22 protein-coding genes and 2 pseudogenes are annotated in these 24,291 nt (G+C 65.1%); 21 read left to right on the forward strand and 3 right to left on the reverse strand.

Features of this window, described 5'->3' with window-relative positions; all coding sequences use genetic code 11:
- The first annotated feature begins 321 nt into the window (after window positions 1-321).
- From GOOTI_RS15285 to GOOTI_RS15355, 16 genes and pseudogenes are all read left to right on the forward strand, one after another.
- A complete protein-coding gene (locus GOOTI_RS15285) occupies window positions 322-1,860 on the forward strand; it encodes an aldehyde dehydrogenase (protein ID WP_007239514.1) in 1,539 nt (512 codons plus the stop codon).
- 41 nt (window positions 1,861-1,901) lie between these two features.
- A complete protein-coding gene (locus GOOTI_RS15290; RefSeq protein WP_007239515.1) occupies window positions 1,902-2,270 on the forward strand; it encodes a RidA family protein in 369 nt (122 codons plus the stop codon).
- Between the two features lie 80 nt (window positions 2,271-2,350).
- Window positions 2,351-2,869 carry a cupin domain-containing protein gene (locus GOOTI_RS15295; RefSeq protein WP_007239516.1) on the forward strand — a complete coding sequence of 173 codons (519 nt, stop codon included), beginning with the start codon at window positions 2,351-2,353 and terminating at the stop codon, window positions 2,867-2,869.
- A gap of 41 nt (window positions 2,870-2,910) precedes the next feature.
- Window positions 2,911-3,864 (forward strand): PDR/VanB family oxidoreductase, encoded by a 954-nt coding sequence (locus GOOTI_RS15300; protein ID WP_007239517.1) that lies wholly within the window; start codon window positions 2,911-2,913, stop codon window positions 3,862-3,864.
- Window positions 3,865-3,893: 29 nt separating this feature from the next.
- Window positions 3,894-4,880, forward strand: coding sequence for a VOC family protein (locus tag GOOTI_RS15305; protein ID WP_373279028.1), 987 nt, complete (start codon window positions 3,894-3,896; stop codon window positions 4,878-4,880).
- Window positions 4,877-5,671 carry an alpha/beta fold hydrolase gene (locus GOOTI_RS15310; RefSeq protein WP_007239519.1) on the forward strand — a complete coding sequence of 265 codons (795 nt, stop codon included), beginning with the start codon at window positions 4,877-4,879 and terminating at the stop codon, window positions 5,669-5,671. The genes GOOTI_RS15305 and GOOTI_RS15310 overlap by 4 nt, the downstream gene beginning before the upstream one ends.
- Window positions 5,668-6,441, forward strand: coding sequence for an SDR family oxidoreductase (locus GOOTI_RS15315; protein WP_007239520.1), 774 nt, complete (start codon window positions 5,668-5,670; stop codon window positions 6,439-6,441). Before GOOTI_RS15310 ends, GOOTI_RS15315 begins: the two co-directional genes overlap by 4 nt.
- A 163-nt stretch (window positions 6,442-6,604) precedes the next feature.
- Window positions 6,605-6,718 (forward strand): annotated as a pseudogene (locus GOOTI_RS27270) (SDR family oxidoreductase); the annotation flags it as partial.
- A complete protein-coding gene (locus GOOTI_RS15320) occupies window positions 6,712-8,058 on the forward strand; it encodes a thiamine pyrophosphate-dependent enzyme (protein ID WP_007239521.1) in 1,347 nt (448 codons plus the stop codon). The pseudogene GOOTI_RS27270 and the gene GOOTI_RS15320, both read left to right, overlap by 7 nt.
- Window positions 8,058-8,513, forward strand: coding sequence for an alpha/beta fold hydrolase (locus GOOTI_RS15325; protein ID WP_007239522.1), 456 nt, complete (start codon window positions 8,058-8,060; stop codon window positions 8,511-8,513). The genes GOOTI_RS15320 and GOOTI_RS15325 overlap by 1 nt, the downstream gene beginning before the upstream one ends.
- Window positions 8,510-8,746: a recombinase-like helix-turn-helix domain-containing protein gene (locus tag GOOTI_RS15330; protein ID WP_007239523.1), complete on the forward strand. Its 237-nt coding sequence runs from the start codon at window positions 8,510-8,512 to the stop codon at window positions 8,744-8,746. Before GOOTI_RS15325 ends, GOOTI_RS15330 begins: the two co-directional genes overlap by 4 nt.
- Before the next feature lies 1 nt (window position 8,747).
- Window positions 8,748-9,872, forward strand: coding sequence for a Rieske 2Fe-2S domain-containing protein (locus tag GOOTI_RS15335; RefSeq protein WP_007239524.1), 1,125 nt, complete (start codon window positions 8,748-8,750; stop codon window positions 9,870-9,872).
- Entirely contained in the window at window positions 9,869-10,252 is a 384-nt protein-coding gene (locus tag GOOTI_RS15340) for a hypothetical protein (RefSeq protein WP_007239525.1), read from the forward strand. The genes GOOTI_RS15335 and GOOTI_RS15340 overlap by 4 nt, the downstream gene beginning before the upstream one ends.
- Window positions 10,249-10,656 carry a RidA family protein gene (locus GOOTI_RS15345; protein WP_007239526.1) on the forward strand — a complete coding sequence of 136 codons (408 nt, stop codon included), beginning with the start codon at window positions 10,249-10,251 and terminating at the stop codon, window positions 10,654-10,656. Before GOOTI_RS15340 ends, GOOTI_RS15345 begins: the two co-directional genes overlap by 4 nt.
- Window positions 10,657-10,700: 44 nt before the next feature.
- The gene (locus GOOTI_RS15350) at window positions 10,701-11,957 is read left to right on the forward strand and encodes an MFS transporter (RefSeq protein WP_007239527.1); all 1,257 of its coding nucleotides are present in this window, start codon (window positions 10,701-10,703) and stop codon (window positions 11,955-11,957) included.
- A 391-nt stretch (window positions 11,958-12,348) separates the two neighbouring features.
- Window positions 12,349-13,137, forward strand: coding sequence for a TspO-related membrane protein (locus GOOTI_RS15355; RefSeq protein ID WP_039994192.1), 789 nt, complete (start codon window positions 12,349-12,351; stop codon window positions 13,135-13,137).
- A 15-nt stretch (window positions 13,138-13,152) separates the two neighbouring features.
- On the opposite strand, the gene GOOTI_RS15360 is transcribed toward GOOTI_RS15355, so the two are convergent.
- Complete coding sequence (locus GOOTI_RS15360; RefSeq protein ID WP_007239529.1) at window positions 13,153-14,532, reverse strand: aspartate aminotransferase family protein; 1,380 nt, start codon at window positions 14,530-14,532, stop codon at window positions 13,153-13,155.
- 33 nt (window positions 14,533-14,565) lie between these two features.
- On the reverse strand, window positions 14,566-16,059 hold the full coding sequence (locus GOOTI_RS15365; RefSeq protein ID WP_007239530.1) for a CoA-acylating methylmalonate-semialdehyde dehydrogenase: 1,494 nt from the start codon (window positions 16,057-16,059) through the stop codon (window positions 14,566-14,568).
- Between the two features lie 158 nt (window positions 16,060-16,217).
- Here GOOTI_RS15365 and GOOTI_RS15370 point away from each other — a divergent pair, with 158 nt between their 5' ends.
- The 5 genes from GOOTI_RS15370 (at window position 16,218) to GOOTI_RS15390 (ending at window position 24,088) form a co-directional block, all read left to right on the forward strand.
- On the forward strand, window positions 16,218-17,807 hold the full coding sequence (locus GOOTI_RS15370; RefSeq protein WP_007239531.1) for a PucR family transcriptional regulator: 1,590 nt from the start codon (window positions 16,218-16,220) through the stop codon (window positions 17,805-17,807).
- A gap of 176 nt (window positions 17,808-17,983) precedes the next feature.
- Window positions 17,984-18,682, forward strand: coding sequence for a YceI family protein (locus GOOTI_RS15375; protein ID WP_007239532.1), 699 nt, complete (start codon window positions 17,984-17,986; stop codon window positions 18,680-18,682).
- Between the two features lie 182 nt (window positions 18,683-18,864).
- Window positions 18,865-20,472: an ABC transporter substrate-binding protein gene (locus GOOTI_RS15380; protein WP_007239533.1), complete on the forward strand. Its 1,608-nt coding sequence runs from the start codon at window positions 18,865-18,867 to the stop codon at window positions 20,470-20,472.
- Complete coding sequence (locus GOOTI_RS15385; RefSeq protein ID WP_007239534.1) at window positions 20,469-21,434, forward strand: ABC transporter permease; 966 nt, start codon at window positions 20,469-20,471, stop codon at window positions 21,432-21,434. The genes GOOTI_RS15380 and GOOTI_RS15385 overlap by 4 nt, the downstream gene beginning before the upstream one ends.
- Window positions 21,431-24,088: an ABC transporter ATP-binding protein/permease gene (locus tag GOOTI_RS15390; protein WP_007239535.1), complete on the forward strand. Its 2,658-nt coding sequence runs from the start codon at window positions 21,431-21,433 to the stop codon at window positions 24,086-24,088. The genes GOOTI_RS15385 and GOOTI_RS15390 overlap by 4 nt, the downstream gene beginning before the upstream one ends.
- Before the next feature lie 12 nt (window positions 24,089-24,100).
- Here the strand turns inward: GOOTI_RS15390 and GOOTI_RS15395 are convergent.
- Window positions 24,101-24,291, reverse strand: a pseudogene (locus GOOTI_RS15395) (UBP-type zinc finger domain-containing protein); the annotation flags it as partial.

A 24,291-nucleotide genomic window follows, 5' to 3' on the forward strand; every position in this document is an offset into this window, starting at 1 on the left:
TCGTCGGCTCGCTCAGCCGTCCTCGGTGACGGCCTGGATCCGGGCGAAACGGATCCCATCGCGGCGTCCTGACCGGCAGTCGGGATTTTTTCTGCACCAATTTTCGACGTGACGTGATGGCCACCACACCCTATGTGACCTGCGTCGCTTCCGTTTCGAGCCGGTAAAACCGGCGTTACGAAGCGCTGTGCTGCATCTTCAGGTGTTGACCTCTTAGCGCTAAGGCTTTAGAACTGTCTTAGCGCAAAGATAAACAGGCAGCGCTAATCAGCCAGAGCCTCTCCAGTTCGAGCTCTCCACTAGCGAAACGGAACTCCTCGTATGTCACTCGTTGCGAGCGTTGACGAAGCCCCCGGGATTCTCCCGGCCGGCGTCAACCCCGGCCACGACCTCGCCGACCGCATCTACGTCGCAGGACGGTGGCAAACCGGTACCGGTGCCCTGATCGAATCGGTCGACCCGTCCAATGGGCGTGTCTTCGCAACTTTGCACGGCGCAACCGTCGACGACGTCGACACCGCAGTACGCGAGGGTCTGAACGCCGCCACCACCAGCGGATGGGCGACGATGCTGCCGCACGAGCGCGCGCTGGTCTTGCATCGCATCGGCGCCGCCATCGACGAGAACCGTGACCGGATCGCCGCACTGCAGACTCTCGATACCGGCAAGACCCTTGCCGAGACGCGTGCTCTGGCCGGTAGCGCCGCCAACACATTCCGCTATATGGCCGCGGCATTGGAGACGATGGACGAGGCGCTGACCACGCCGCGCGGACCGTGGATGACCTTCTCCACTCACTCAGCGATGGGCGTGATCGGCGCGATCACCCCGTGGAACTCGCCGATCGCCTCCGACGCGCAGAAGATCGCACCGGCGCTGGCGGCGGGCAACGCCGTTGTCAGCAAGCCGCCGGTGTGGGCGCCGTGGGTAACTCTGCTGCTCGCCCGGTTGTGCGAGGATGCCGGCCTGCCCAAGGGTCTGCTGTCGGTGCTCCCCGGGCCCGGCCGCACTGTCGGCGAGGCGTTGGTCCGGCACCCCGAGGTGGCCAAGGTGAGCTTCACCGGAGGCACCAGCACCGGGCGACATCTCGCACACGTCGCCGCTGAGAAGCTCATGCCGATCACGCTGGAACTCGGGGGAAAGTCTCCGACAATTGTTTTCGACGACGCAGACGTCGAGAAGGCGCTGCAGGGTGTGCTCTACGGCATCTTCTCGTCGAGCGGCCAAAGCTGCATCGCCGGGTCACGAATCTTTGTGCAACGCAATATATTCGAACAATTCACCAGTGATCTGATCGCACGTGCTGGACGGCTGCGACTGGGGCCGGGGACTGGCCCGACCACCGACGTCGCGCCGATGATCGCACGGGCACATCGTGATTCGGTCGCCGCGATGGTCGACGCCGCAGTCGCCGAGGGGGCACAGGTGCTCTGCGGTGGTGCGGTTCCGACAGATCCCGCGCTTTCCGGCGGCCACTACTACCCGCCGACCGTCTTGGCAGGGGTCGACAACGCCGCCACCATCTGTCAGGAGGAGGTATTCGGGCCGGTCGCCGTGATCCTCCCGTTCGACGACGAAGCCGACGTCATCGCTCAGGCCAATGACACCGTTTTCGGTCTGGCCTGCGGCATCTGGACCGAGGACTACCGTCGCGCGATGCGGATCGGGGAGGCGATCGACGCCGGCACAGTGTGGGTGAACACCTACAAGCAGTTCTCCATCTCGACGCCGTTCACCGGCCTACGCGAGAGCGGCCTGGGCACGGAGAAGGGGCGAGACGCCATCCGGCAGTACTCCGATCAGAAGAGCTTCTACCTCGACCGTAGTGACACACCGATGTCCTGGGGTTGTCCCCGCTGACCCGGCCCGGCGCCGATCCACCCACTGAAAGGAACCAAGCCATGAGTACCACCGCAACAGACACGACCACTCCGGCTCACCCCTACAGCCCCGCATACGCCGTCGCAGGTTTCGGGTTTGTCTCCGGCGCACTGTCTGTCGACGAGAGCGGGGTCGCCGTCGACGGCATCGAGCCTGCTCTCGATGCAGCCATCGCCCGCCTGTCCGAGCGTCTCGCCACCATCGACATGACCCTGGGCGACGTCGTCAAGACGACGTACTTCGTCACCGACGTCACACTGCGCGATGCCGCGAACCGTCACTACGAGAGGATCTTCGACGCGCCGCGGCCGGCACGTTCCTTCGTCGAGGTGGCGGCACTGCCGTACGGCGCCACGGTGGAAATCGAAGCCATCGCACACGTCGCCTGACCGATCTTCAGGTCCTTCGGACAACGACGTCCGGCGGACACCGCTCGACCATCAACCGAAACAAGAAGGGACACATCATCATGACTGCTCCAGAGAAAGCCGCCGTCGATCTCGAAGCACAAATCGACTCTTGCATCGCCAGCCGCGAGACGCGCTATGAGGACTGGGACACCCTGGGCTTCCAGGCCGCCAAGGGCGGAGACCGCTTTAAACGTGCGCAGATCCGCTACATCGGTTCCGGTGCCACCGGCAACCATGACGGGGACAACCGCACCTTACCGTCCGAGCATTTCACCTTCTCGAACATGCGGCTGCCCGTCGGCGCCGTGGGTCCCGAGCATACCCACCACGACGTCGAAGAGGTGTTCTTCGTTCTCGAGGGTGAGCTCGAGGTGGCCGTGCACGATCCCGAGGATGGCACTCGAAAGGCTGTGCGCCGCCTCGGGTACCGCGACCTGATCCGCGTGCCTGCTGGTGTTCCGCGCAGCCTGGCCAACGTCGGTGACACCGATGCCCTGTTCTGCGTGATCATCGGCTCCAGGAAGCCGGAACTGCCCACCTACCCGCCGAGTTCGGAGATGTTCGGCGTCACCCGCTGACCCCGACACCAACCGCTCTGTAGAACCGAAAGGATCGTCCGATGAGCGCCGAGAACACCAGAGTCCTTCGCGTCCAACAGAAGACGTGGGAAGCCGACGGCATCACGAGTGTCACTTTGGTCGATCCCACAGGCGCGGACCTACCGGTCTGGGAGCCGGGGGCGCACATCGCGCTGCACCTGCCCGGTGGTCTGATCCGCGAGTACTCGCTGTGCTCGGATCCGAAGGACACGTCTCGCTGGACGGTTGCGGTTCTGCGTGCCGAACAATCACGCGGCGGCAGTGTGCTCGTCCACGATCGGTTGTCGGTTGGTGCTGAAATCACCGTCGACGGTCCCCGGAACGCTTTCGCCATCGACGGCGAAGCCCGCGAGCACGTGCTCGTGGCCGGGGGCGTCGGCATCACCCCTATCATCGCAATGCAACGCAGACTCGCTGCCGACGGCAAGCGGTGGCGGATGCTCTACGCCGGAAGGTCCCGGAGGACCATGGCCTTCGTCGACGAGGTTGCCGCCCAGGGTGATTCGGTGACAATCCATGCCGACGACGAGGTCGGTGGACACCCAGACCTGCGCGCGCTCGTGGGGGCCGTCGAACCCGGTGCTGTCATCTACTGCTGTGGTCCGGCGCCACTTCTCGACGCGGTCGCCGCGCATGTGCCCAAGGGCTCAACGCTGCGCACCGAACGATTCGCCGCACCACCGGCTCCGGTTACAGACGGAGCCGAGACCGCCTTCGACGTTGTCCTCGAACGCACTGGTCAGCGAGTGAACGTCGGCTCCGCCACCTCCGTTCTCGATGCATTGCTCGACGCAGGCGTCGACGTACCGAGTTCCTGCACCGAGGGCATTTGCGGAACCTGCGAAGTGGGCGTCATCAAGGGTGATGTCGACCACCGTGACTTTCTGCTCAGCGAAGACGAGCATGCGGCGAATCAGACCATGTTTCCGTGTGTATCCCGTTGCCGCTCTGCCGAACTCGTGCTCGACCTGTAGAAAAGGACACCATCGTGCTCTACTCCCAGATGCCACCCGTCGCCGCTTCCCCGGTGTGCAGACTGCGCGGACTGCGGTCCGTCGCACTCACCGTGCCGGATCCCGAAGCCTCTCGCGACTTCTACCACGAAGTGTGGGGATTGAGCACCGTCGACGAAGACGGGGACCGGTTCTGGCTGCGCGCCACCGGCTCCGAGCATCATGTGCTCGACCTGCGCTCCGGTGAACAGAACGCGCTGGGCGGCATCAGCTTCGCACTCGGCACTCCGCAGGAGGTCGACGATGCCGGGCGCGCTCTGGACGCTCTTGGCATCCCGCTGCTGCGCGCACCCGGCATGCTCGACGACGCAGGTGGCGGCTACGGCCTTGCACTCGTCGATCCGGAAGGGCGGGTCATCGAACTATCGGCCGACACATTCGCGGTCACCGCGGCCGAGCCTGCCGGCCGACGGGCGATACCGCGCAAGATCGCTCACGTGGTGCTGAACACCACCGACATCGAGCGCACGTCGCAGTTCTACACACAGGTACTGGGCATGCGGATCTCGGACTGGTCAGAACGGCAGATGGCATTCCTACGCTGCAACTCCGACCATCACGTGATCGCCCTCAACCAGGCGCCATGGCCGTCGATTAACCACGTCGCCTACGAGATGAGTTCACTCGACCACTTCATGCGCGGCATCGGAAGCCTGAAGTCGCACGGCATCGCCCCGCAATGGGGCCCAGGCCGACACGGCCCAGGCGACAACACCTTCTCCTACTTCACCGACCCCGCAGGCCTGGTGTGTGAGTACACCTCCGAGGTTGCACAAATTGACGAGGATGCATGGCTGTGCCGCACCTGGCGGCGCACCCCGGAGCTATCCGACCAGTGGGGTACGGCCGGACCGCCCACCACCACGGTGCGGTCGGCCATGGCCGGTATCGCCGATCTCGGTGCTCGCGCGTTGGTCACCCCGCGCGACCCCGACTACTTCTACGGTGCGCCGGCAGAGTTGGCGGGTGTGTCGTGACGTCCACTGTCGCCGGCCCACTGCACGTGGTGCGATATCCGGCCCAGGGCGAGAGCCGTTGCGACACCGCGGTTGTACTCCTGCACGGCATCGGTGGCTCTGCGGCATCGTGCGCACCGCTGGCCCAGTGGCTCGCCGCTGTCGGAATTCCGTCCTGGTGTGCCGACGCCCCGGGCTACGGGGCTTCGCCGGACCCGAGGCCGGGTGTCGACGTGGTCGACGACGTGATCGAACAGCTCGATGAACTGTCCGAAGCGCGCCCCGCGGTGCTCGTCGGAACCTCGTGGGGTGGCGTGGTCGCTGCGTCGGTGGCGCTGCGTAGACCTGACCGGGTCGCCGGGCTGGTGCTCGCCGACAGCACTCGAGGCTCGGGGACCACGCCACAGAAGGCGATGGCCATGCGAGCGCGTATCGAAGAACTCGCCGACTCGGGTGCCCACGCGGTTGCGATGGCTCGTGCCCCGCGGCTGGTCGCGCCGACCAGTGATCCGTTGGTCGTCGATGCTGTGCGTACGGCGATGGCAGGGCTGCGGACATCCGGTTTCGCTGCAGCAGCAGAGTTCATGGCGTCCACCGACCTCGGGCCACGACTCGCTGAGATCGCCTGCCCAACAATGGTGCTCGTCGGAGAGTATGACACTGTCACGGGCGTTGACGAGGCCCGTCTGCTGGCGGAGCGCATTCCGGGCGCGCAGTTGCACATCATCGCCGACGCCGGCCATGTTGCGATCCAGGAACAGCCCATCGCCAGCGCTGCCCTCATCGCCGACTTCGTGAAAGGCCTGCCATGACCGGCACCACCGTCCAGGACATCACCGGTGCGGCGGGCACCGTCGTCGTCACCGGCGGCGGGCGCGGCCTCGGCTATGCCATTGCGGAGAAACTCGGCCGCGACGGTCATCGAGTTGTGATCGCCGAACGTAACCCGGACACCGCGGCGGCGGCCGAAAAATCTCTGTGTGCAAACGGATTCGATGCGGTCGCAGTGGTCACCGATATCGCCGACGTCGCGTCAGTCTGCGCCCTCGCCGAGCGCCTCGAGCGCTCGGGGGATCAAGTCGTCGGACTCGTGAACAATGCCGCCATCGCCGACGGGGTCGGCGGAGCGACCTTCTTCGAACTCGCCGACGACGAGTTCGACCGTCTGACCAACGTCAACATCCGCGGCACCTGGTCGGTGACGAAGTATCTGTGGCCGCTGCTCTCGGCGAGTCAGGGTGCGATCGTCAATATCGCGTCCGACGTCGCCATGTACGGTTCGCCGCGGCTCGTGCACTACGTATCGTCCAAAGCCGCAGTCATCGGTATGACGCGCTCGATGGCGCGCGACGCCGGCGAGTACGGCGTTCGCGTCAATGCTGTGGCGCCGGGGTTAATCCGAGTGGAGGCCACCACAACGGTGCCTGACGAGCGCTATCGCACTTACTCGGAGGGACGTGCACTCAAACGTGAACAGACCCCTGAGGACGTGGCGGGGGTCGTCCGCTTCTTGCTCTCCGACGATGCGGCCTTCGTCACCGGACAGACCATCGTCTGCGACGGCGGATTCATCTTCCGCTGACGTCGCACCAGTCCATGGCTCTCGGCCGAGCCGATCTCGTCAACCGTCAACAGCCCACCAAATAGTCACAGCCCACCAGGAGAACCCCATGGACCTGCAACTCGCCGGTCGCCGGATTCTGATCACCGGCGCGAGCTCCGGAATAGGACTCGCGACTGCCACGATGCTCGCACATGAGGGCGCCCGGCTCGCGCTCTGTGCTCGTGACGAGGAGCGCCTTCGAGCCGCCATCGCAGAGATCGCGGAGGTCGCCGACGTGGTCACCGCTACATGCGACGTGACCGATCGCGCTTCGGTCGACACCTTTGTAGGCACCGCCGTCGACCACTTCGGCGGGACGCGATCTCGGCGCATTCGTCGACGATCCGTGACGCGAAAGACGTTGCCGCCGAGCTCGAGACGGCTATCGAGAAGATCGGGACGGCGCCTACCGGGCCGGCCAGCGTCGAATGGCCAACCGATCTGCAGTACTTGGCCTCGCCGGAGGGTCAGCGCCCGTTCGACGTCACCGTAGATGAGGCCGTCACCCCCGACCCCGACGCTGTCGCGCGTGCTGCATTGCTTCTCGCCGACGCGAAGTCGCCGCTGATCTGGTTAGGTGGTGGTGCAGCGAATGCCGCAGCGGAGATCACCGATCTGGCTCATCGTCTGGGCGCAGGTGTGCTCACGAGCAACTCGGGCCGCGGCATCATCCCGGAGACCGACGACCTGGTGATCGGCAATTTCGCCACCACACCGGCTGTCCGGGCGTTGATCGAGGACGCAGATGTTCTCCTCGCCGTCGGTACTCACTTCAGGTCCAACGAGACCGCGTCGTATCGCCTTGCGCTGCCGAAGAATCTGATCCAGATCGACATCGAGGGGAGCACTGTCGGACGGGTGTATCCGGCAGCCGTCGGAATCGTCTCCGACGCGAGGGATGCCCTGGCCGCCATCGCCGACCAGGTCACCACAGCCGCCGCACCCTCGACATGGCGTGACCGGGTCACCATGGTTCGTCACGCAGTACGCGACGACCTGACCTCTTATATCGGCGGCTATGCGGAGATCTGCTCGGCGATCCGCGCAGCGCTGCCCGCGGAGTCGGTCATCGCCCGCGACGTCACCATCCCGTCGAGCCAATGGGGTAACCGCTTACTGCCGATCCTGGACAGGGGCACCAATGTCTTTCCGCTCGGCGGCGGAATCGGTCAGGGGCTTGCCATGGGTATCGGCGCAGCACACGCCCGACCAGACGTGCCCACGTTGGTGATCGCCGGTGACGGCGGACTTGCGGTGCACCTTGGTGAGCTCGCGTCGCTCGCAGGCTCAGGAGCTCACGTCGTCGTCCTGATTTTCAACGACGGCGGGTATGGAGTCCTCCGAAATATGCAGGAGAAAAACGGGTTTCGCAGGTCCGGTGTCGATCTGTTCACCCCGCGGTTCGATCTGCTCGCCGCGTCGATGGAGATGCCCTACCACCTTGTGAAAGGTGCCGGGTCGATCGCCCAGGCTCTCGATGCAGCCGTTGCGCACCACGGTTCGTCGATCATCGAAGTAGACGTCGAGGCGGTCGTTCCGGTGCCGGGGCCGTTCGTCCCGCCCGTACACGTTCCCGAACAGCCGAAGGCCAACTGATGAGCGCGAAGAAACTTTGGTGGGATGACGGCGCTCAAGCGGCCGTGCTGGCGGGTGAAGCAGTTCATGTGTTCGCGTCCGGTGAGGATGTCGCCGATGCGATCACGCTTGTCATCGACCACCCCGACACCGTGCTGAGCCTGATCCTCGCGGAGCCGATCTTACTTGCGGAATCGACAGCGAAGCTGTTGTCCGCTGTCGCAGTGCCCACGCTGGTGCTGGCGTCCGCGCCGTCACCGGACACCGACTTATCCGCTGCGCAGAAGATCGCCGGCGACATCGAGAACGGTGTGTTCGTCATCATCGACGGCGCACTCAAGCCCGTTCAGACCGAGAGCCGAGAGTCGTTCACCGAATGGAGCTCGTCCTTCGTCGCCATCGCTGAGGGACTTGCTGCCCGGGACGGCCGCCTGCTCACCCCACCCACCCCTCTCCTCGAAGGAGTCCTCCAATGATTGCTCGCACAGCCCAGCGAGAACCGTATCTCGAAGTGCACCAGAACCATCCGGAACCGATCACGCCGTACGAGGCAAAGCTCGCTGGGACGCTCACAGAGATTTTCTCCGGCGGCGCAACGACTCTCGCCGAGGTCGTCGAAGGATTGAACAACTTGGGACTGCACGCACCCGACGGAGGGTCGTGGACCGACGAGAATTTCCGCGCCGAGATGCGCCGATTGGGGAAGTGACATGACCACCACCGAGAACACCACCGCCGCTCCGGACGCAGTCGGAAATCGCACCGTGACTGCGCGTTCGGCGGGACGTAACCGACCGACATATGCCGTCGGTGCCCGTCGGCACCTCGACGCCGACGAGATCGCCGCCACCGGGCTGCGCGACCGCTGGTACCCGATTCTCCCGTCGCACATGGTCCGACCGGGAGAGGTCGTCCCGGTTCGGCGCCTCGAGGTGGACTGGGTCTTGTTCCGTGGGGCACAGGGCAAGATCTACATGCTCGAGGATCGTTGCCCGCACCGCAGCGCACCGCTCTCCGTAGGACAACATCTCGGCGATCGGATCGCCTGTGCCTATCACGGGGTGCAGGTGGACGGCGAGGGCACGGTGGTATCGGTGCCCGGCATGCCCGATTGCGCCCTCGAAGGTCGTCGCGCCACAGTGTCGTTGGAGGTCGTCGAGGCCGCCGACACCATCTTCGCGTTCATTCCGCTGACGGCGGAATCAGTGCCGACGCCGTTCGCTCTGCCCGACCGCCTCGTTGATCCCGAGGTGTCGTGGTTTCCGAACTATGCCGAATGGGCCGGCCCGTGGCGCTTCTATATGGACAATGTGCTCGACCCGATGCATGGCGCGTTCCTGCACCGCAACTCACACTCCATGTTCGGTGGCGACACATCGGCGCGGTTCCGCATTCGCGAGACCGATCGCGGCTTCTTCTTCGAGAAGACCGACCAGCGCGGCGTGAACTTCGACTGGGTGGAATTCGTGCGTGGCTCTATGGATTACGTCGACCTGGAGATTCCCTATGGCCCCGGCGCCGGTCCCGGTGGGGTGTTCGGCATCGTCGGCATGAGCTGCCCGATCGATCGAGACACCTCTGCCGTCTTCCACTGGCGTACCCGTCGGGTGAGCGGATGGGAGCGCGAGGCGTGGCGATTCATGTACCGAACGACCCTCGAGGAGAAGCACTGGGTCGTGCTCGAGCAGGACCGGATGGTGCTCGAGGTTCTGGCCGACGATGCGGACCGGGAAGAACATCTCTACCAGCACGACCTAGGTGTCTCGCGGATCCGTCGAATCTACCGCGCCGACGCCGTGGCACAGGCGAAGAAGCTCGCAGAGGTCAACGCATGAGTGCCGCCAACGCGAGCGGCGACACCATCATGCTGACGATTTTCCTGCGACACGACCAAGGCCAGAATCTGGAACAGTTGCAGAGGCGTCTCGACGACAACGACTGGTGGCACGGCTTCCCGCCGGACGGCTGCGAGATCGTGTCGTGGGTCGTCGCCATGGGCATCGGACAGATCGTTACGCTGCGACTGCCGGCAGACAAGCTAGCCGCGGTCAATGTAGAACTCGAACGCCGGGCCTGGGGAACCTTCCAGACCGACTTCTACCCGACATACGACTTCATGGAGGTTCGGGAACGTCCGACCCGCGAGGCCGACGAGCGTCGCGGCGTCGCTGCCGACACGGAGCCGCGAGCCACCGTCTGGGCGGTGTCCGAATGACGCGAGTATCCAGCCCGACGGTCGACGAACCGCCACGGCCCAACATGTTCAGCAACGCCCGGGTCGTTCGAGACCAATTCTTTCTCTCCGGCATGCATGCCGGTACCCCCCATGGGCCCGTCGGCGGCGACGACGCCTACGCGCAGGCCGTCGAGGCTTTCCGCCGAACGAAAGACCTCGCCGAGGCGTGCGGTGCGAGAGTCGACGACGTCGTCGTCCTGCGCATCTATCTCACCGACATCGCCGACAAGGCGGCAGTCGGCAAGGCGCGCAGTGAATTCTTCTCAGGGGACTTCCCGGTGTCGACCCTAGTCGAGGTGTCGGCACTCGTGGAGCCCGACCTCTCCGTCGAGGTGGAGGCCCAGGGATTCTTGCCCCTCGGCTCGACTTCCGCTGACCAGTAAAGTCACTAATCGGCGCAGCCCGCCACCAACCGAAAGACAACATCATGAGTGGATCGAACATCACCTCCACCACCCAGGTCACCCGCCCCAACTGGCAGGTGCTCATCCTCGCCTTCGTCGCTGTCGTGCTCGACGGCTACGACACCATCGCCCTGGGATTGTCGGTTCCCTCGCTCTCCAAGGATTGGGGAGTTTCGCCGTCGCACTTCACCCCGGCATTATCGCTGACCAGTCTCGGCGTAGCACTTGGCTACATCGTTGTCGGCCGGCTGACGGCACGTTTCGGTTGCCGCCGCGTCGTATTGGTGGCGGTGGTGGTGTTCACCGTCGGATGTCTGCTGACCGCGTGGTCCGGATCGATCCTAGAGCTCAGCATTCTGCGTTTGGCCACCGGCTTCGGACTCGGCGCGGTGATGCCCGCGGCCGTCGCACAGGCGACGGCGCTCAATCCCGCCCGGTGGCGGCAGTCTGTTGCGGTGTTCGTCACCATGGGCATCTCGCTCGGAACGCTGGTCGCCGGTCTGCTCGGCACCAAGCTCATCAGCTCCTACGGTTGGCAGTCAGTGTTCATCTTCGGTGCGATCGCTTCAGCGGTGCTGCTGCCATTCCTGTTCTTCTTCCTGCCTGACGAACGTGGTATCGCGGCGCCGCCGGTGTCCGAGGGTAAGCACCACGCCTCGGTGGCCCGGTTGTTCGACCCCGAAGTACGGGTGCGCACCATTCTGCTGTGGGCGTTCTCGTTCCTCGTGTTCTCGGTGTTCTACATCTTCTCGTCGTGGCTGCCAACGCTGCTCACCCACTATGGATTCACCACCAAGTTGGCCCCGCTCGGTTCGGCTGCGCTAGGCGTCGGCAGTATCGTCGGTGCTGGCGTGCTGATGGTGGGTGCGCTGCGATTCAGGATGACCTCGGTGCTAGCAGGCACCACCGTCGTCGCCATCGTATTTCTCATCATCTCCGCATTCCTCGGCGCCGACAGAACGTTACTGCTGCTCGTGTTCGGAGGTGTGGGACTCGGCCTGCAGGCCGGTATGATCGGACAGGCTGCGGTCGCGGTGTCGCTGTATCCTCAGGCCACCGCGGCGACAGGTGTCGGCTGGACGTCGTCGTTGGGTCGGCTCGGCTCGGTCGTCGGGCCGATCGTCGGTGGGGCGCTCATCGGACTGGGCTTGTCCACCAGCGCGATCGTACTGATCGCCTGTATTCCAGTCGCCATCGCTGTGGTAGTGGTTCTGCTGCTCGGGCGAATGGCGGCGCGCCCGGAAGTGATCGTGGAGAAGACACTCCCGGCGAATGCGTGATCGCGCGGACGCAGGAGGGGCGGCGGGTGCGTCTTGGTGCCGATGGATGCTCCAGCGCTGCCCGGCCGAGTGCCGATACGCCTCCCCATGCACGGATGTGGACGAGGTCGTACGGAGAGCAGCCGTATGCCGTGAGCGGCCACCGATCCCGCCGACGACGTTCCCACCTTGACCAGCATCGCGGGACTGCGGCAGCCACGTGCGCGATCGCGTCGAGCGCCGCTGGTGTGCGCATTGTGATCTCCATGGTGTACACGTCCGACCAACAGTGCCTGCGCGAGGCCGGAGTCGTCGATCGTGACCACAAGCCGTACGGGCCGCGGGACATCGCGGTTACCTGAGAGCTCAATGAGGCGGTTGGGGAGCTTCTTTGATCCGTAAACTCGGACATATGACCCCCGACGTCCGACAGTCCTCCCAGATCTCGACACCCGCCGCATGGGCTGTCCTGATTCTGTCCATCACGCAAGCACTCGCGGTGTTCGTCCCGCTCGCACTCTTCGACGGCCAGCCCAACGACGACGGCGTCGACTTGTTCATCAGTCCCGCCGGCTACGCGTTCGCGATCTGGAGCGTCATCTATGTGCTGGCGATCATCACCGGTGTCGTCTTCGTTCGCGAACGGCAGTCCGGTACACAGTTCGGGCAACGCCTCGCCGTCGACCTCGCCATCGCATGCGGTGCCGCCACGCTCTGGCTGATCGTGTCGGCGGCGTCGATCGACTGGCTGCCGTCGATTTTGCTCACGGTCATGGCGATCGTGCTTCTCGACGCCGCGCGTATCGCGGCAATGCCGGTCGACGAATCCTCGTCGACCACAACGCTTGTACGCATCACGATCGGCATCTATGCGGGGTGGGCGACGGCCGCGGTGTTCGTCAACTGGGCGTCCGACATCGCGCGCAGCGGTATCGCCGACGAGTCGTCGGTCGGGTGGCAACTCGTCGTGCTGATCCTTGCCGCGCTCGTCGGGATCGCGGTCACCTATCTGTACGGCGCCGCGCTGCCCGCACTCCCGATCACCCTGGCGTGGGCCTTGGTCGCCATCGTGGTGAACGCGTGGTCGTCGTCGACTTCGGTCGTGGTGATCGGCGTGGTCGGTATCCTCGCGCTCGTACTCGCGTACGTGGCGTCGAGGCGACGCAACGCCTCGACGCCCGCGGTCGCGCTCAGGAACTGACGCCGACCTCGGCGCTCACAGCGATCGGTCGGCCACCTCCAGGGCGGCGTCGAGGATGGCGAGCCCTTCGCGCGCCTCGTCGTCGGTGACGATGCACGGCGGGACGACGTGGATGCGATTGAAGTTCGCGAACGGGAGCATTCCGCGCTTCTTGCAGTCGCCGATCACCGCGTTCATGGCGTCGCTGCTGCCGCCGTAGGGCGCGAGCGGCTCACGGGTTTCCTTGTCGCGCACCAGCTCGACAGCCCAGAACACCCCGGTGCCGCGCACCTCGCCGACGCTGGGGTGACGCTCGGCGATCCGGGCGAGCTCGGGCCCGATGACCTCGGCGCCGACGCGTGCGGCGTTCTCGACCATGCCCTCGTCGGCCATGGCGTTGATCGTGGCGACCGCTGCTGCGGTGGCCAGCGGGTGGCCCGAGTAGGTCAACCCGCCCGGGTAGGCCCGCTCGGCGAACGTGCCGGCGATCTCGGGGCTGATCGCGACGCCCCCGAGCGGGACGTAGCCGGAGTTGACGCCCTTGGCGAACGTCATGAGGTCGGGCACGACGGGACCCTGCTCGTCGTCGCCGTGTTCGATGGCGAACCACTTGCCCGACCGTCCGAAACCGGCCATGACCTCGTCGGCGATGAACACGATGCCGTACCGGTCGCAGATCTCGCGCACGCCGCGCAGGTAGCCGGGTGGCGGGACCATGATCCCTGCGGTGCCGGGGATCGACTCGAGGATGATCGCCGCGATCTGCGACGGACCCTCCATGCGGATGGTCTCCTCGAGATGGTCGAGCGCGCGCTCGCACTCCTGCGCTTCGGTGGTGGCGTGGAAGCGTGACCGGTACAGGAACGGTCCGAAGAAGTGGACGACGCCCGCATCGCCGTAATCGTTGGGCCAGCGCCGAGGATCGCCGGTCAAGTTCACCGCGGTGTCGGTGCCACCGTGATAGGAACGATAGCGCGACAACACTTTCCGACGACCCGTGTGCAACCGCGCCATACGCACCGCGTGCTCGACGGCGTCGGCACCGCCATTGGTGAAGAAGACCTTGTCCAGCTCGCCCGGGGTGCGTTCGGCGATCAGTCGCGCAGCCTCCGAGCGGGCGTCGTTGACGTGTGCCGGGGCTACCGTGCACAGCTTCGCGGCCTGATCGGCGATGGCTGCGACGACCTTCGGGTGCTGGTGGCCGATGTTGGTGTTGACCATCTGCGAGGAGAAGTCGAGCAGTCGGTTGCCCTCGCCGTCCCAGACGTAGCAACCCTCGCTGGCGGTGATCGTCATCGGGGTGAGCTTCGCCTGCGCCGACCACGAATGGAAGACGTGCTTGCGATCGAGCTCGTACGCCCGCTTGGCGGCATCGAGATCGATGGCGGGGCTGGTTCGCTCAGATTGAATGGTCATGTGCAGCAATCCGTTTCGAAGGTCGTTGGGTGCTCAGGCGTTCTGGGGGAAGCCGAGGTTCAACCCTCCGTGGCTCGGGTCGAGCCAGCGGGTGGTGATGGCTTTGGTGCGTGTGAAGAAGTGTATTCCCTCGGAGCCGTGGGCGTGGTTGTCGCCGAACAGCGACGCCTTCCAGCCGCCGAAGCTGTAGTAGGCCATGGGGACGGGAATGGGGACGTTGATGCCGACCATGCCGACCTCGACCTCGTTGCCGAAGCGTCGGGCGGCGCCGCCGTCGTTGGTGAAGATCGCGGTGCCGTTGCCGTAGGGGTTGTCGTTGATCAGCGCGAGAGCCTGGTCGTAGGACTCGACGCGCACCACCGACAGGACGGGGCCGAAGATCTCGTCGGTGTAGATGGACATGTCCGGGGTGACATGGTCGAAGAGAGTGGGCCCCAGCCAGAAGCCATCGGCCCCACCATCGGCGTCGACGTCGCGGCCGTCGAGAACGACGGTGGCGCCGGCCTTTTCACCGGCGTCGACGTAGCCCGCGACCTTGTCGCGGTGGGCTTTGGTGACCAACGGTCCCATGTCGGAGTTGCGGGTGCCGTCGCCGGTGACGATCGTCCGGGCACGCTCGGTGATCTTGGCGACCAACTCGTCGGCGATGTCGCCGACTGCCACGGCCACCGAGATCGCCATGCAGCGCTCACCGGCAGAACCGAATCCGGCGTTGACCATGGCGTCCGCGGCGAGATCGAGGTCGGCGTCGGGCAGGATGATCGCGTGGTTCTTCGCGCCGCCGAGAGCTTGGACGCGTTTGCCCGCCGCGGTGGCCGTGGCGTAGACGTACTGGGCGATCGGGGTGGACCCGACGAAGCTGATCGCCTTGATGGCCTTGTTGGTCAGCAGTTCGTCGACGGCGGTCTTGTCGCCCTGGAGCACATTGAACACGCCGTCGGGAAGCCCGGCTTCCTTCCACAGTTCGGCAAGCCAGATCGACGCCGACGGGTCCTTCTCGCTGGGCTTGACCACCACGGTGTTTCCCGCAGCGATGGCGATGGGGAAGAACCACATCGGGACCATGGCGGGGAAGTTGAACGGCGAGATGATGCCGACCGGTCCGAGTGGTTGGTGTACCGAGTGGATATCGACGTTGGTCGAGGCGTTCTCGGTATAGCCACCCTTGAGCAGATGCGGGATACCGCAGGCGAATTCGACGACCTCCTGCCCGCGGCTGATCTCACCGAGGGCGTCGGAGAGCACCTTGCCGTGCTCGGCGGTGATGATCGCCGCCAACTCCTGTTTGCGCTCGTTGAGCAGTTCACGGAATCGGAACAGCACCGCCGTGCGCTTGGCCAACGACGTATCGCGCCACGCGGGGAACGCGTCGGCCGCGGCGGCGATCACGGTGCGCGCATCTGCGTCGGACGCCAGCGCGACCTCTGCGGTCACGATGCCGGTTGCGGGATTGGTGACCGGGGCGGTCGCCGTCGAATCCCCGGCGAACGCTTTGCCGTCACACCAGTGCTGCACGATTTGGGCCATGTCGTCTCCTCCACGCGGAAGTCGGTCCTCGGATGAACCGAGGCAGAGTGCTCTCGGCTTCCAGTGTCGGGCATCTTCGACCAGTTGGCGCGCTACACTCTGTCAGTGATCGACGCGATTGACTTACAGTTCGTAATCATCGATGATGCGGGCTCGCGGTGGGCCTGACGGTGGGCGACGTCGTGGCACTCCCGGTGATCCAGGCGGGTGCCCCCGACGTGCTGAGCGGAGTCGGTATGGCCCGGACGGTTCGGTGGGTGCACGTCAGTGACGTCAGCGACGTGGGGCGTCTCCTCGAGGGTGGCGAACTCGTCCTCACCACCGGGGATGCTCTTCGTCGAGCACCCCGCACCTACCTCCAGGGGCTGGCGAGCGCAGGCGCGATCGGGGTGATCGCGGAGTTCGACGGAGAGTCTCCGGTGTCGAGCGAGATCGGCGCTTGCGCTTCGCAGTTGGGGCTCGCGGCCGTCGCACTGCACAGGGAGATCAAGTTCGTCGAGGTGACCGAGCAGGTGCATCGCAGCATCGTCGCGGAGCAGTACGCGGAGGTCGAGTTCGCGCACCGCACCCACGAGACCTTCACCCAACTCACCATGCGGCGCGCGTCGGCTGCCGAGATCACCGACAGCGCTGCGGCCCTCCTCGATTCGCCGGTGGTGCTGGAAAACCTCTCTCACCACGCGGTCGCATCCGCGGGCGCTCCCGCGGCATCGCTGCTGAGGGACTGGGAACGGCGCTCCCGTCTGCACGCGTCGGGCTCCGATGGGCCGTCTGAGCCGTGGACAACTGTCGACGTGGGGCGAGGTGCCGACCAGTGGGCCCGTCTGATCGTCCCGGAACCACATGCCGACCGCCGTCGGATCGACATGGTGCTCGAACGTGCTGCTCAGGCGCTCGTCATGCACCGCATGGCCGAACAGGGCCGCGCAGACCTCGAACGTCAGGCGCAAGCGGGACTTATCGACGACGTGCTACAGGAACGCATCCGCGACGACACCGAGGTACAGGCACGCGCTTTCGCGCTCGGACTGCGCGAATCAGTCGAGTACGTCGCGCTTTCGGTGCGAGTTCCGAGATGGCCCGTCGACGACGACCCTGTCGACACGCGTCGTCGGACCGGGCAACTGCTCGACGTGGTGGTGCGGGCAGTGGGCGCCGAGGGGCACAGCGCTGTGTTCGCGGTGCGCGACGACGGCGAGCTCCTCGTTGTGCTCTCTGCGCCTACAGTGCGCGGCCGGTCGCGGAACCAGTCGCTGACCAGGCTGGCGTCGACGATACGTCGAGACATCGAACGAACCATGGGTCACGGTGGTGCCGTAGTCGGTGTCGGTGGATCCTCGCGACAGGTCGCGTCGACGATCCACTTGCTGCCGCAGGCGTCACAGACGGCCGAGGTTGCTTCCGGGATGCCGGTGTCCGAGCGAATTGTGTTCGACGTCAACGACATCGGCATCCGCGGCCTCATCTCCCTGCTGCACGACGATCCGCGGCTGCACCGATTCGCGGAGTCGCAATTGCGTGAGCTCGTCCTCGACGACATCACGACCGGGAACGGCCTCGTCGACGTCCTACGCGGCTACGTACGGTTCGTCGGCAACAAGTCGGCGCTTGCGGCACACCTGCACATGAGCCGACCGTCGTTGTACGCGAAGCTCTCTCGCATCGAAGAGATCCTCGGGGTCGACTTGTCCGACGGCGAGACGGTCACCTCGCTACACGTCGCGCTGCTGACAACCGAACGCCGTTGACAGCGCTGACGATTCGATTAGCCGGGTGAACTATTCGGACCGTGGTCCGTTTTGCAACGGAGTTTTGTCCGAATTTCCAGGGAAAGATCAGAAACCGATGGTGAGGTGAAATCCATGACACCTCCAACGACGCCCCGCGCCAGGACCTGCACCACCTCGATCGCGGAGGTGGCCCGATGAAACGAAAGTATCTCTGGTGGGGACTCGGCACGTTGGTGGTGCTCGTGATCGTCGTCGTCGCTGCAGGACCCTGGGCCTACTCCAAGTGGATCGCGGGTGATGCCGACGACGAGCTGGCACTCCCGTCGTCGACCCAGGCGGCGTCGGAGAGCGTCGACGGAACGTGGACCATCGTTCCCGGGCCATCCGCCGAGGCAACACGGACCCAAGCGGGCTATCGCGTCGACGAAACCCTGCGCGGGCAACCGGTTACGGTCAACGGTCGCACCACGTCGGTGACCGGCTCGGCCACGGTGGCAGCGTCGAAACTCGAAAGCGCCGACATCACGGTCGACGTCGCGTCCATCACCAGCCCCGAATCCATGCGCGACAACCGCTTCCGGAGTTCGATGATCATGGACACCGACAAATTCCCGACGGCTACGTGGAAACTGTCTGAGCCCGTCGATATTTCGTCGGTGCCGGAGTCGGGGGAGCCGCACGCCGTCGAGGCCACCGGCGAGATGACGATCAAGGGAGTGTCGAAGACCGTCACCACGCCGCTCAACATCCAGCGATCGGGTGCGTCGGTGATCGTGCAGGGATCTGTACCGGTCACCTGGACCGACTACGGCGTCACGCCTCCGTCACTCGGATTCGTCGACGTTCAGGACACCGGCACCATCGAATTCCTGGTGAACCTCGAGAAGAAGTGAGGCCCTTGGGGGTTCTCGGCGAGTTCGACCAGCGCTGGCACCGAAAGCCTCCGGGTCTGACAACCAGACGCGGCGTCGGGACACGCTGAGAACCCCCTTACGCTTGCGAACCATCCGCAAGCGCGGCAGACTCCATCCCACGGATCGCAGCGTCTCCGCGGCGCGGGAGGGGTCACGACGCCATGGCCGATGAGGACCAGCAGCGCGCATCGTCGCCGCTCTCGATCCCGCTGAACCGGCGACGATTCTTCTCCCTGACCGCAGCTGCAGGGGTCGGCGTGGTCGGTGTGTCCGCACTCAGCGCCTGTGCACCGGGGTCGGGCTCGGGTCTGGCAGGCTCCGCCAACACCATTCGTGCCGCCATCGCGGGTGAACCCGACCAACTCGATCCGCACAAGACCTCCGCATACTTCTCCTTCGAGGTGCTCGAGAACGTTTTCGACACGTTGGTCGAGCCGAACGAGAAGTTGGAGATGGTGCCCGCGCTTGCGCAGGGTTGGCAGGTCAATCCCGATGAGACGCAATGGACGTTCACGCTTCGCCCCGGTGTCCGGTGGCACAATGGCGACCCGTTCGTCGCCCAGGACGTCGTGTACTCGTACCGCCGGATCATCGACGGAGAGTTGTCGGCGTCGTGGCGATTCGACAGCGTCGCGAGCATCGAGGCACCGGACGACGCGCACGTCGTGATCACCACGCACGCGCCGAGTCCCAACCTGCTCAGCAGCATCGGCGGATTCAAGGGGCTCGCGATCGTCAACAAACGCAACGTCGAGTCGGGGCAGATCCTGTCGCGACCCATCGGCACCGGGCCGTTCTCGTTCGAATCCCGCTCACCCGCAACGTCGATTGTGCTGAAGGCCAATCCGGGACACTGGTCCGGGGGTCCGCATGTCGACGGTGTCGCGTTCAGCTTCATCTCACAGGGAACGACCGCGGTCTCGGCACTGCGCTCGGGTGAGGTCGACTGGACGGACGCGATACCCGCCCAACAGCTGCGCATCCTCGACGGCGAGGAGGAGATCACCGTCGGCACGGTCACCGCCAACGACTACTGGTATGTGGCGATGAACTTCGCGCGGAAGCCGTTCGACGATCGGCGGGTGCGGCAGGCAGTGGCGTATGCGATCGACCGGAAGTCGATCGCGCAGGTGGTGGGCTATGGAACCGCGACACCCAATCAATTGGCGATTCCCAAGACCAGCCCGTGGTTCACGCCCTACGACAGGTTCACGGCCGGCGTGGACAGGGCTGCGGCGGTGGACAAGTCGCGGTCACTGCTGCGCGACGCAGGGCATTCGTCGCTGTCCATGGGGCTGATGGTCTCCACCGAGTACCCCGAAACCATCACGGCCGCACAGGTCATCGCGTCGAATCTCGCCGACGCCGGCATCAAGGTGACCATCGAGCAACTCGACTTCGGTGTCTGGCTCGACCGCCAGTCCGCCGGGCAATTCGATTCGCTGTTGATGGGTTGGCTCGGCAACATCGATCCCGACGACTTCTACTACGCGCAGCACCACACGGGCGGAACGTCGAATTCCCAGAAGTACTCCAATCCCGAAGTGGACCGGCTACTCGACGCCGGACGAGCCGAACTCGACGTCGGCAGGCGTAAGCAGATCTATGCCGACGTCGCATCGCGGATCGCCGACGACGTCAGCTACCTGTACCTGTACAACCCATCGACCACGCAGGCGTTCTCGACGTCGGTGCGCGACTACACCGTGCGAGCAGACAAAGCCGTCCGATTCCGTGACGCCCGACTCGACCGAGGAGGTGAGTCATGAGCGACTTCGGTTGGCCGCTGGTCAGGTTCATCCTGATCCGTCTGCTCTACACCGTCCTCGTGCTGATCGGTGTGACCATCGCGGTGTTCTTCCTCATGCAGATCGTGCCGGGCGACCCGGTCAAGATCGCGCTGGGCACCCGCTACACACCGGAATCCTATGAGGCACTACGCAGCGCGTCCGGCCTCGACAAGCCACTGTTCACCCAACTCGTCAACTATCTGGGCAATGCAGCGACCGGTGACCTCGGGGTCAGCTTCCGCAACAACGAGCCTGTCACCCACATGTTGATCGACCGACTTCCCGCCACGATCGCGTTGGCCGTCGCCGCCATCCTCGTGGCACTGGTGATCGCCATCCCGTTCGGGACGTGGGCGGCGCTGCGAGAAGGTCGGACCGCCGACAACACCATCAGGGTGGTGTCCCAGTTCGGGATCTCGGTGCCCGACTTCTGGATGGGCATCCTGCTGATCGCACTGTTCTCGACCTACCTCGGCTGGCTTCCGTCATCGGGGTACCGTTCGCCCGCAGACGGATTCGTGCCGTGGATCTCGCACCTCGTGCTACCCGCGATCACCGTGGGCGCGGTGACGGGAGCGATCATGACGCGGTACGTCCGCACCGCGGTGCTCGAAGTCGCCAACGCGCCCTACATCACCACCGCCGAGTCGAAGGGGCTCACCCGCAAGCGAATCCTTGTGACCCACATCGGTCGAAATGCCCTGGTGCCGGTGCTCACGATCTCCGGTATCCAACTCGCCGGGCTTCTCGGCGGCGTGATCGTCGTCGAAGTGGTCTTCGCGTGGCCAGGGCTCGGCCGACTGGTGTACGACTCCGTTGCCGCACGCGACTATCCGATGCTGCAGGGAGCGATCCTTCTCATCGCGGCGATCTTCCTCATCATCAATCTGATCGTGGACATCCTCTACGCCGTCATCGATCCGAGGATTCGGTTGTCATGACTGATCTACCCGAGCCCGAGCGCACCGTTGATACCGCACTGGCCGACGCCGGTGAGCCGACCGAGCAGGGTACGGGCAACACCGACTCGGCGTGGCGACTGCTGCTGCGCAACAAGGCGTCGGTGGTCGGTATCGTCGTCATCCTCGTGATGGTCGTCCTGGCCGTCTTCGGTTCCTTCATCGCCCCGTACGGCGCCAACGACATCGACGTTCCGAACGCTCTACAGGCGCCGAACCTCTCACACCTGTTCGGCACCGACGACCTCGGCCGCGACGTCTTCTCCCGTGTCGTGCTCGCCGCTGCGGTGAGTATGCGGGTCGCGGTGATCGCCGTGGCCATCTCGCTCGTGGTCGGTGTCATCATCGGGATGGTGTCGGGATTCGCAGGCGGAATCACCGACACCGTGTTGATGCGCGTCATCGACGTCGTGTTCTCGTTCCCCGTGATGCTTCTCGCGCTGGCGATCGTGGCTATTCTGGGGCCTGGCGTGAACTCGGCGACCATTGCGATCGGCATCGTCTACATTCCGATCTTCGCCCGTGTCGCCAGAGCGGACACGCTTCGCGTGCGGGAGACGCAGTTCGTGCAGGCTGCCAGGACCATGGGGGTGTCGACGCCCCGCATCCTGTTCGGCCACGTGCTACCGAACATCTCGGGCCCCGTGGTGGTCCAGACCTCGATCTCGTTGGCGTTCGCGATCCTGTCCGAGGCGGCGCTGTCGTTCCTCGGTCTCGGTGTGCAGCCACCGGAACCGTCCTGGGGTCGCATGCTCTACGACGCCCAGGGGTTTCTCACCAGCGCTTGGTGGATGGGGGTGTTCCCCGGTCTCGCGATCCTCGTGACGGTGTTCGCGTTCAACCTGCTCGGCGACGGTGTTCGCGACGTCCTCGACCCGCGGCAGCGAACTCTTCTGCGTAACAGGGGAAAGTCGCGACGCCCCCGAAGTGAGAAGACCACCACCAGGCCTCACCCGGCGTCGCGCAGTGCGGAAGAATCCAGCAGCTCCGCACGCGTTCTCGACGTCAGCGACCTCGTCGTCGGTGTGGGGCCGAGAGAGATAGTGCACGGTATCGACTTCTCGGTGTCGAAGGGAGAAACCCTCGGCATCGTCGGTGAAAGCGGTTCGGGTAAGTCGTTGTCGGTGCTCTCGGCGACCGGACTCTTCCACGCACCGAGCTCCTACATCAGTGGGTCGTCGCGCATCGACGCGACAGAGGTGATCGGTGCGTCGCAGGCTGTGCTGCGAACCATCCACGGCGCGCGTGTGGGTTTCGTGTTCCAGGACCCGTCGTCGAGTCTGAATCCCTTGCTCACCATCGAGCAACAGCTGACCGAGGGGCCGCGTCGTCATCTCGGACTCAGTCATGCCGATGCCCGGGAGCGTGCACTCGGCCTGCTCCAGGACGTCAACCTCCCCGACCCCGAAACCCGTTTGCGCGCATATCCGCATCAGCTCTCCGGCGGTCAACGCCAGCGCGTGATGATCGCAATCGCGCTGTCGTGCGACCCCGACATCCTCGTCGCAGACGAGGCGACCACCGCTCTCGATGTGACCACACAGGCACAGATCATCGACCTCGTCGCACGCCTGCAGCGCGAACGCGGCATGGCGGTGGTGTGGATCAGCCACGACCTCGGTGTCATCGGACGCATCGCCGACCGGGTCGTCGTGCTCCGCGCGGGCACTGTTGTCGAAACGGGCGACGTCGCAGACATATTCGCTGATCCGCAGCACGAGTACACCAGGGAGCTCCTCGCCTCCCGACCACTGCTGTCGAAGGTCGACGAGCGCGGCGACCATCCGGCAGTGACCGATGACAAGGCCGACGCCGCAACACCTCTCGTGACGATCTCCGACCTCAGCGTCGATTTCGCCGTCCGGACATCGACCGGCCGCGACACCGTCCACGCGGTCAGCGACGTCGACCTGCAGGTGATGCGCGGCACCACCCTCGGCATCGTCGGCGAGTCCGGATCGGGCAAGTCGACCATCGCCGGAGTCCTGACCGGGCTGACGACCACCGGACACGGCACGGTGGTCCGGGGCTCGGCCCGTGTGTCGGTCGAGGGCAAGGAGATCGACGCAGTCGGCGTCCACGGGGCAGACGAGAAGGCGCTGCGTCGACGCGTCGCGATGGTCTTCCAGGACCCAGGGGCCTCACTCGACCCACGCATGACGGTGGCCTCGTCGATCACCGAGGCGCTACGGGCGCACAAGCTCGAATCTGGAAAAGACGCTCTTCGACGCCGCGCGGGCGAACTGCTCGACGACGTCAGTCTCGACAGCAACTTCCTCGACCGCTATCCGCATGAACTGTCCGGCGGTCAGCGTCAGCGTGTATGCCTCGCCCGAGCGCTCGCCTCGGACCCTGAATTGCTGATCCTCGACGAGTCGACCGCGTCGTTGGACGTGACTGTGCAATCAGCGGTGCTCGATCTGCTCACCGAGCTGCAGCGCGAACGGAACCTGACGTACCTGTTCATCGCACACGACCTCGCTGTCGTCGAGCAGATCAGCGACACGGTCGCGGTCATGCAGAACGGAAAAGTCGTCGAATTCGGCGAAGCGTCGAAGATCTTGCACCAGCCCGAAAGCGACTACACGCGAAAGCTGTTGGCCGCCATCCCACCGGAGACGCCTGCGCGGGCCTGAGCGCGCGATCGGTCAGTGCAGCAGGTCCTGCCAGTTCGACGGCACCCGGTCGGCGGGCCCGGGGGCAGCCTGGTCGGCCGGATGACTGGTCGGCTCCGCGAGTTGCGGGCCTTCGGCGAACTGTGAGTCGGGGTAGCTCCAGAACCAGTCCTCACCGGGTTCGAAGCTCTGGATGTAGGGGTGTCCGGTGTCGGAGGCGTGGT

Source organism: Gordonia otitidis NBRC 100426 (assembly GCF_000248075.1).
Lineage (GTDB): Bacteria > Actinomycetota > Actinomycetes > Mycobacteriales > Mycobacteriaceae > Gordonia > Gordonia otitidis.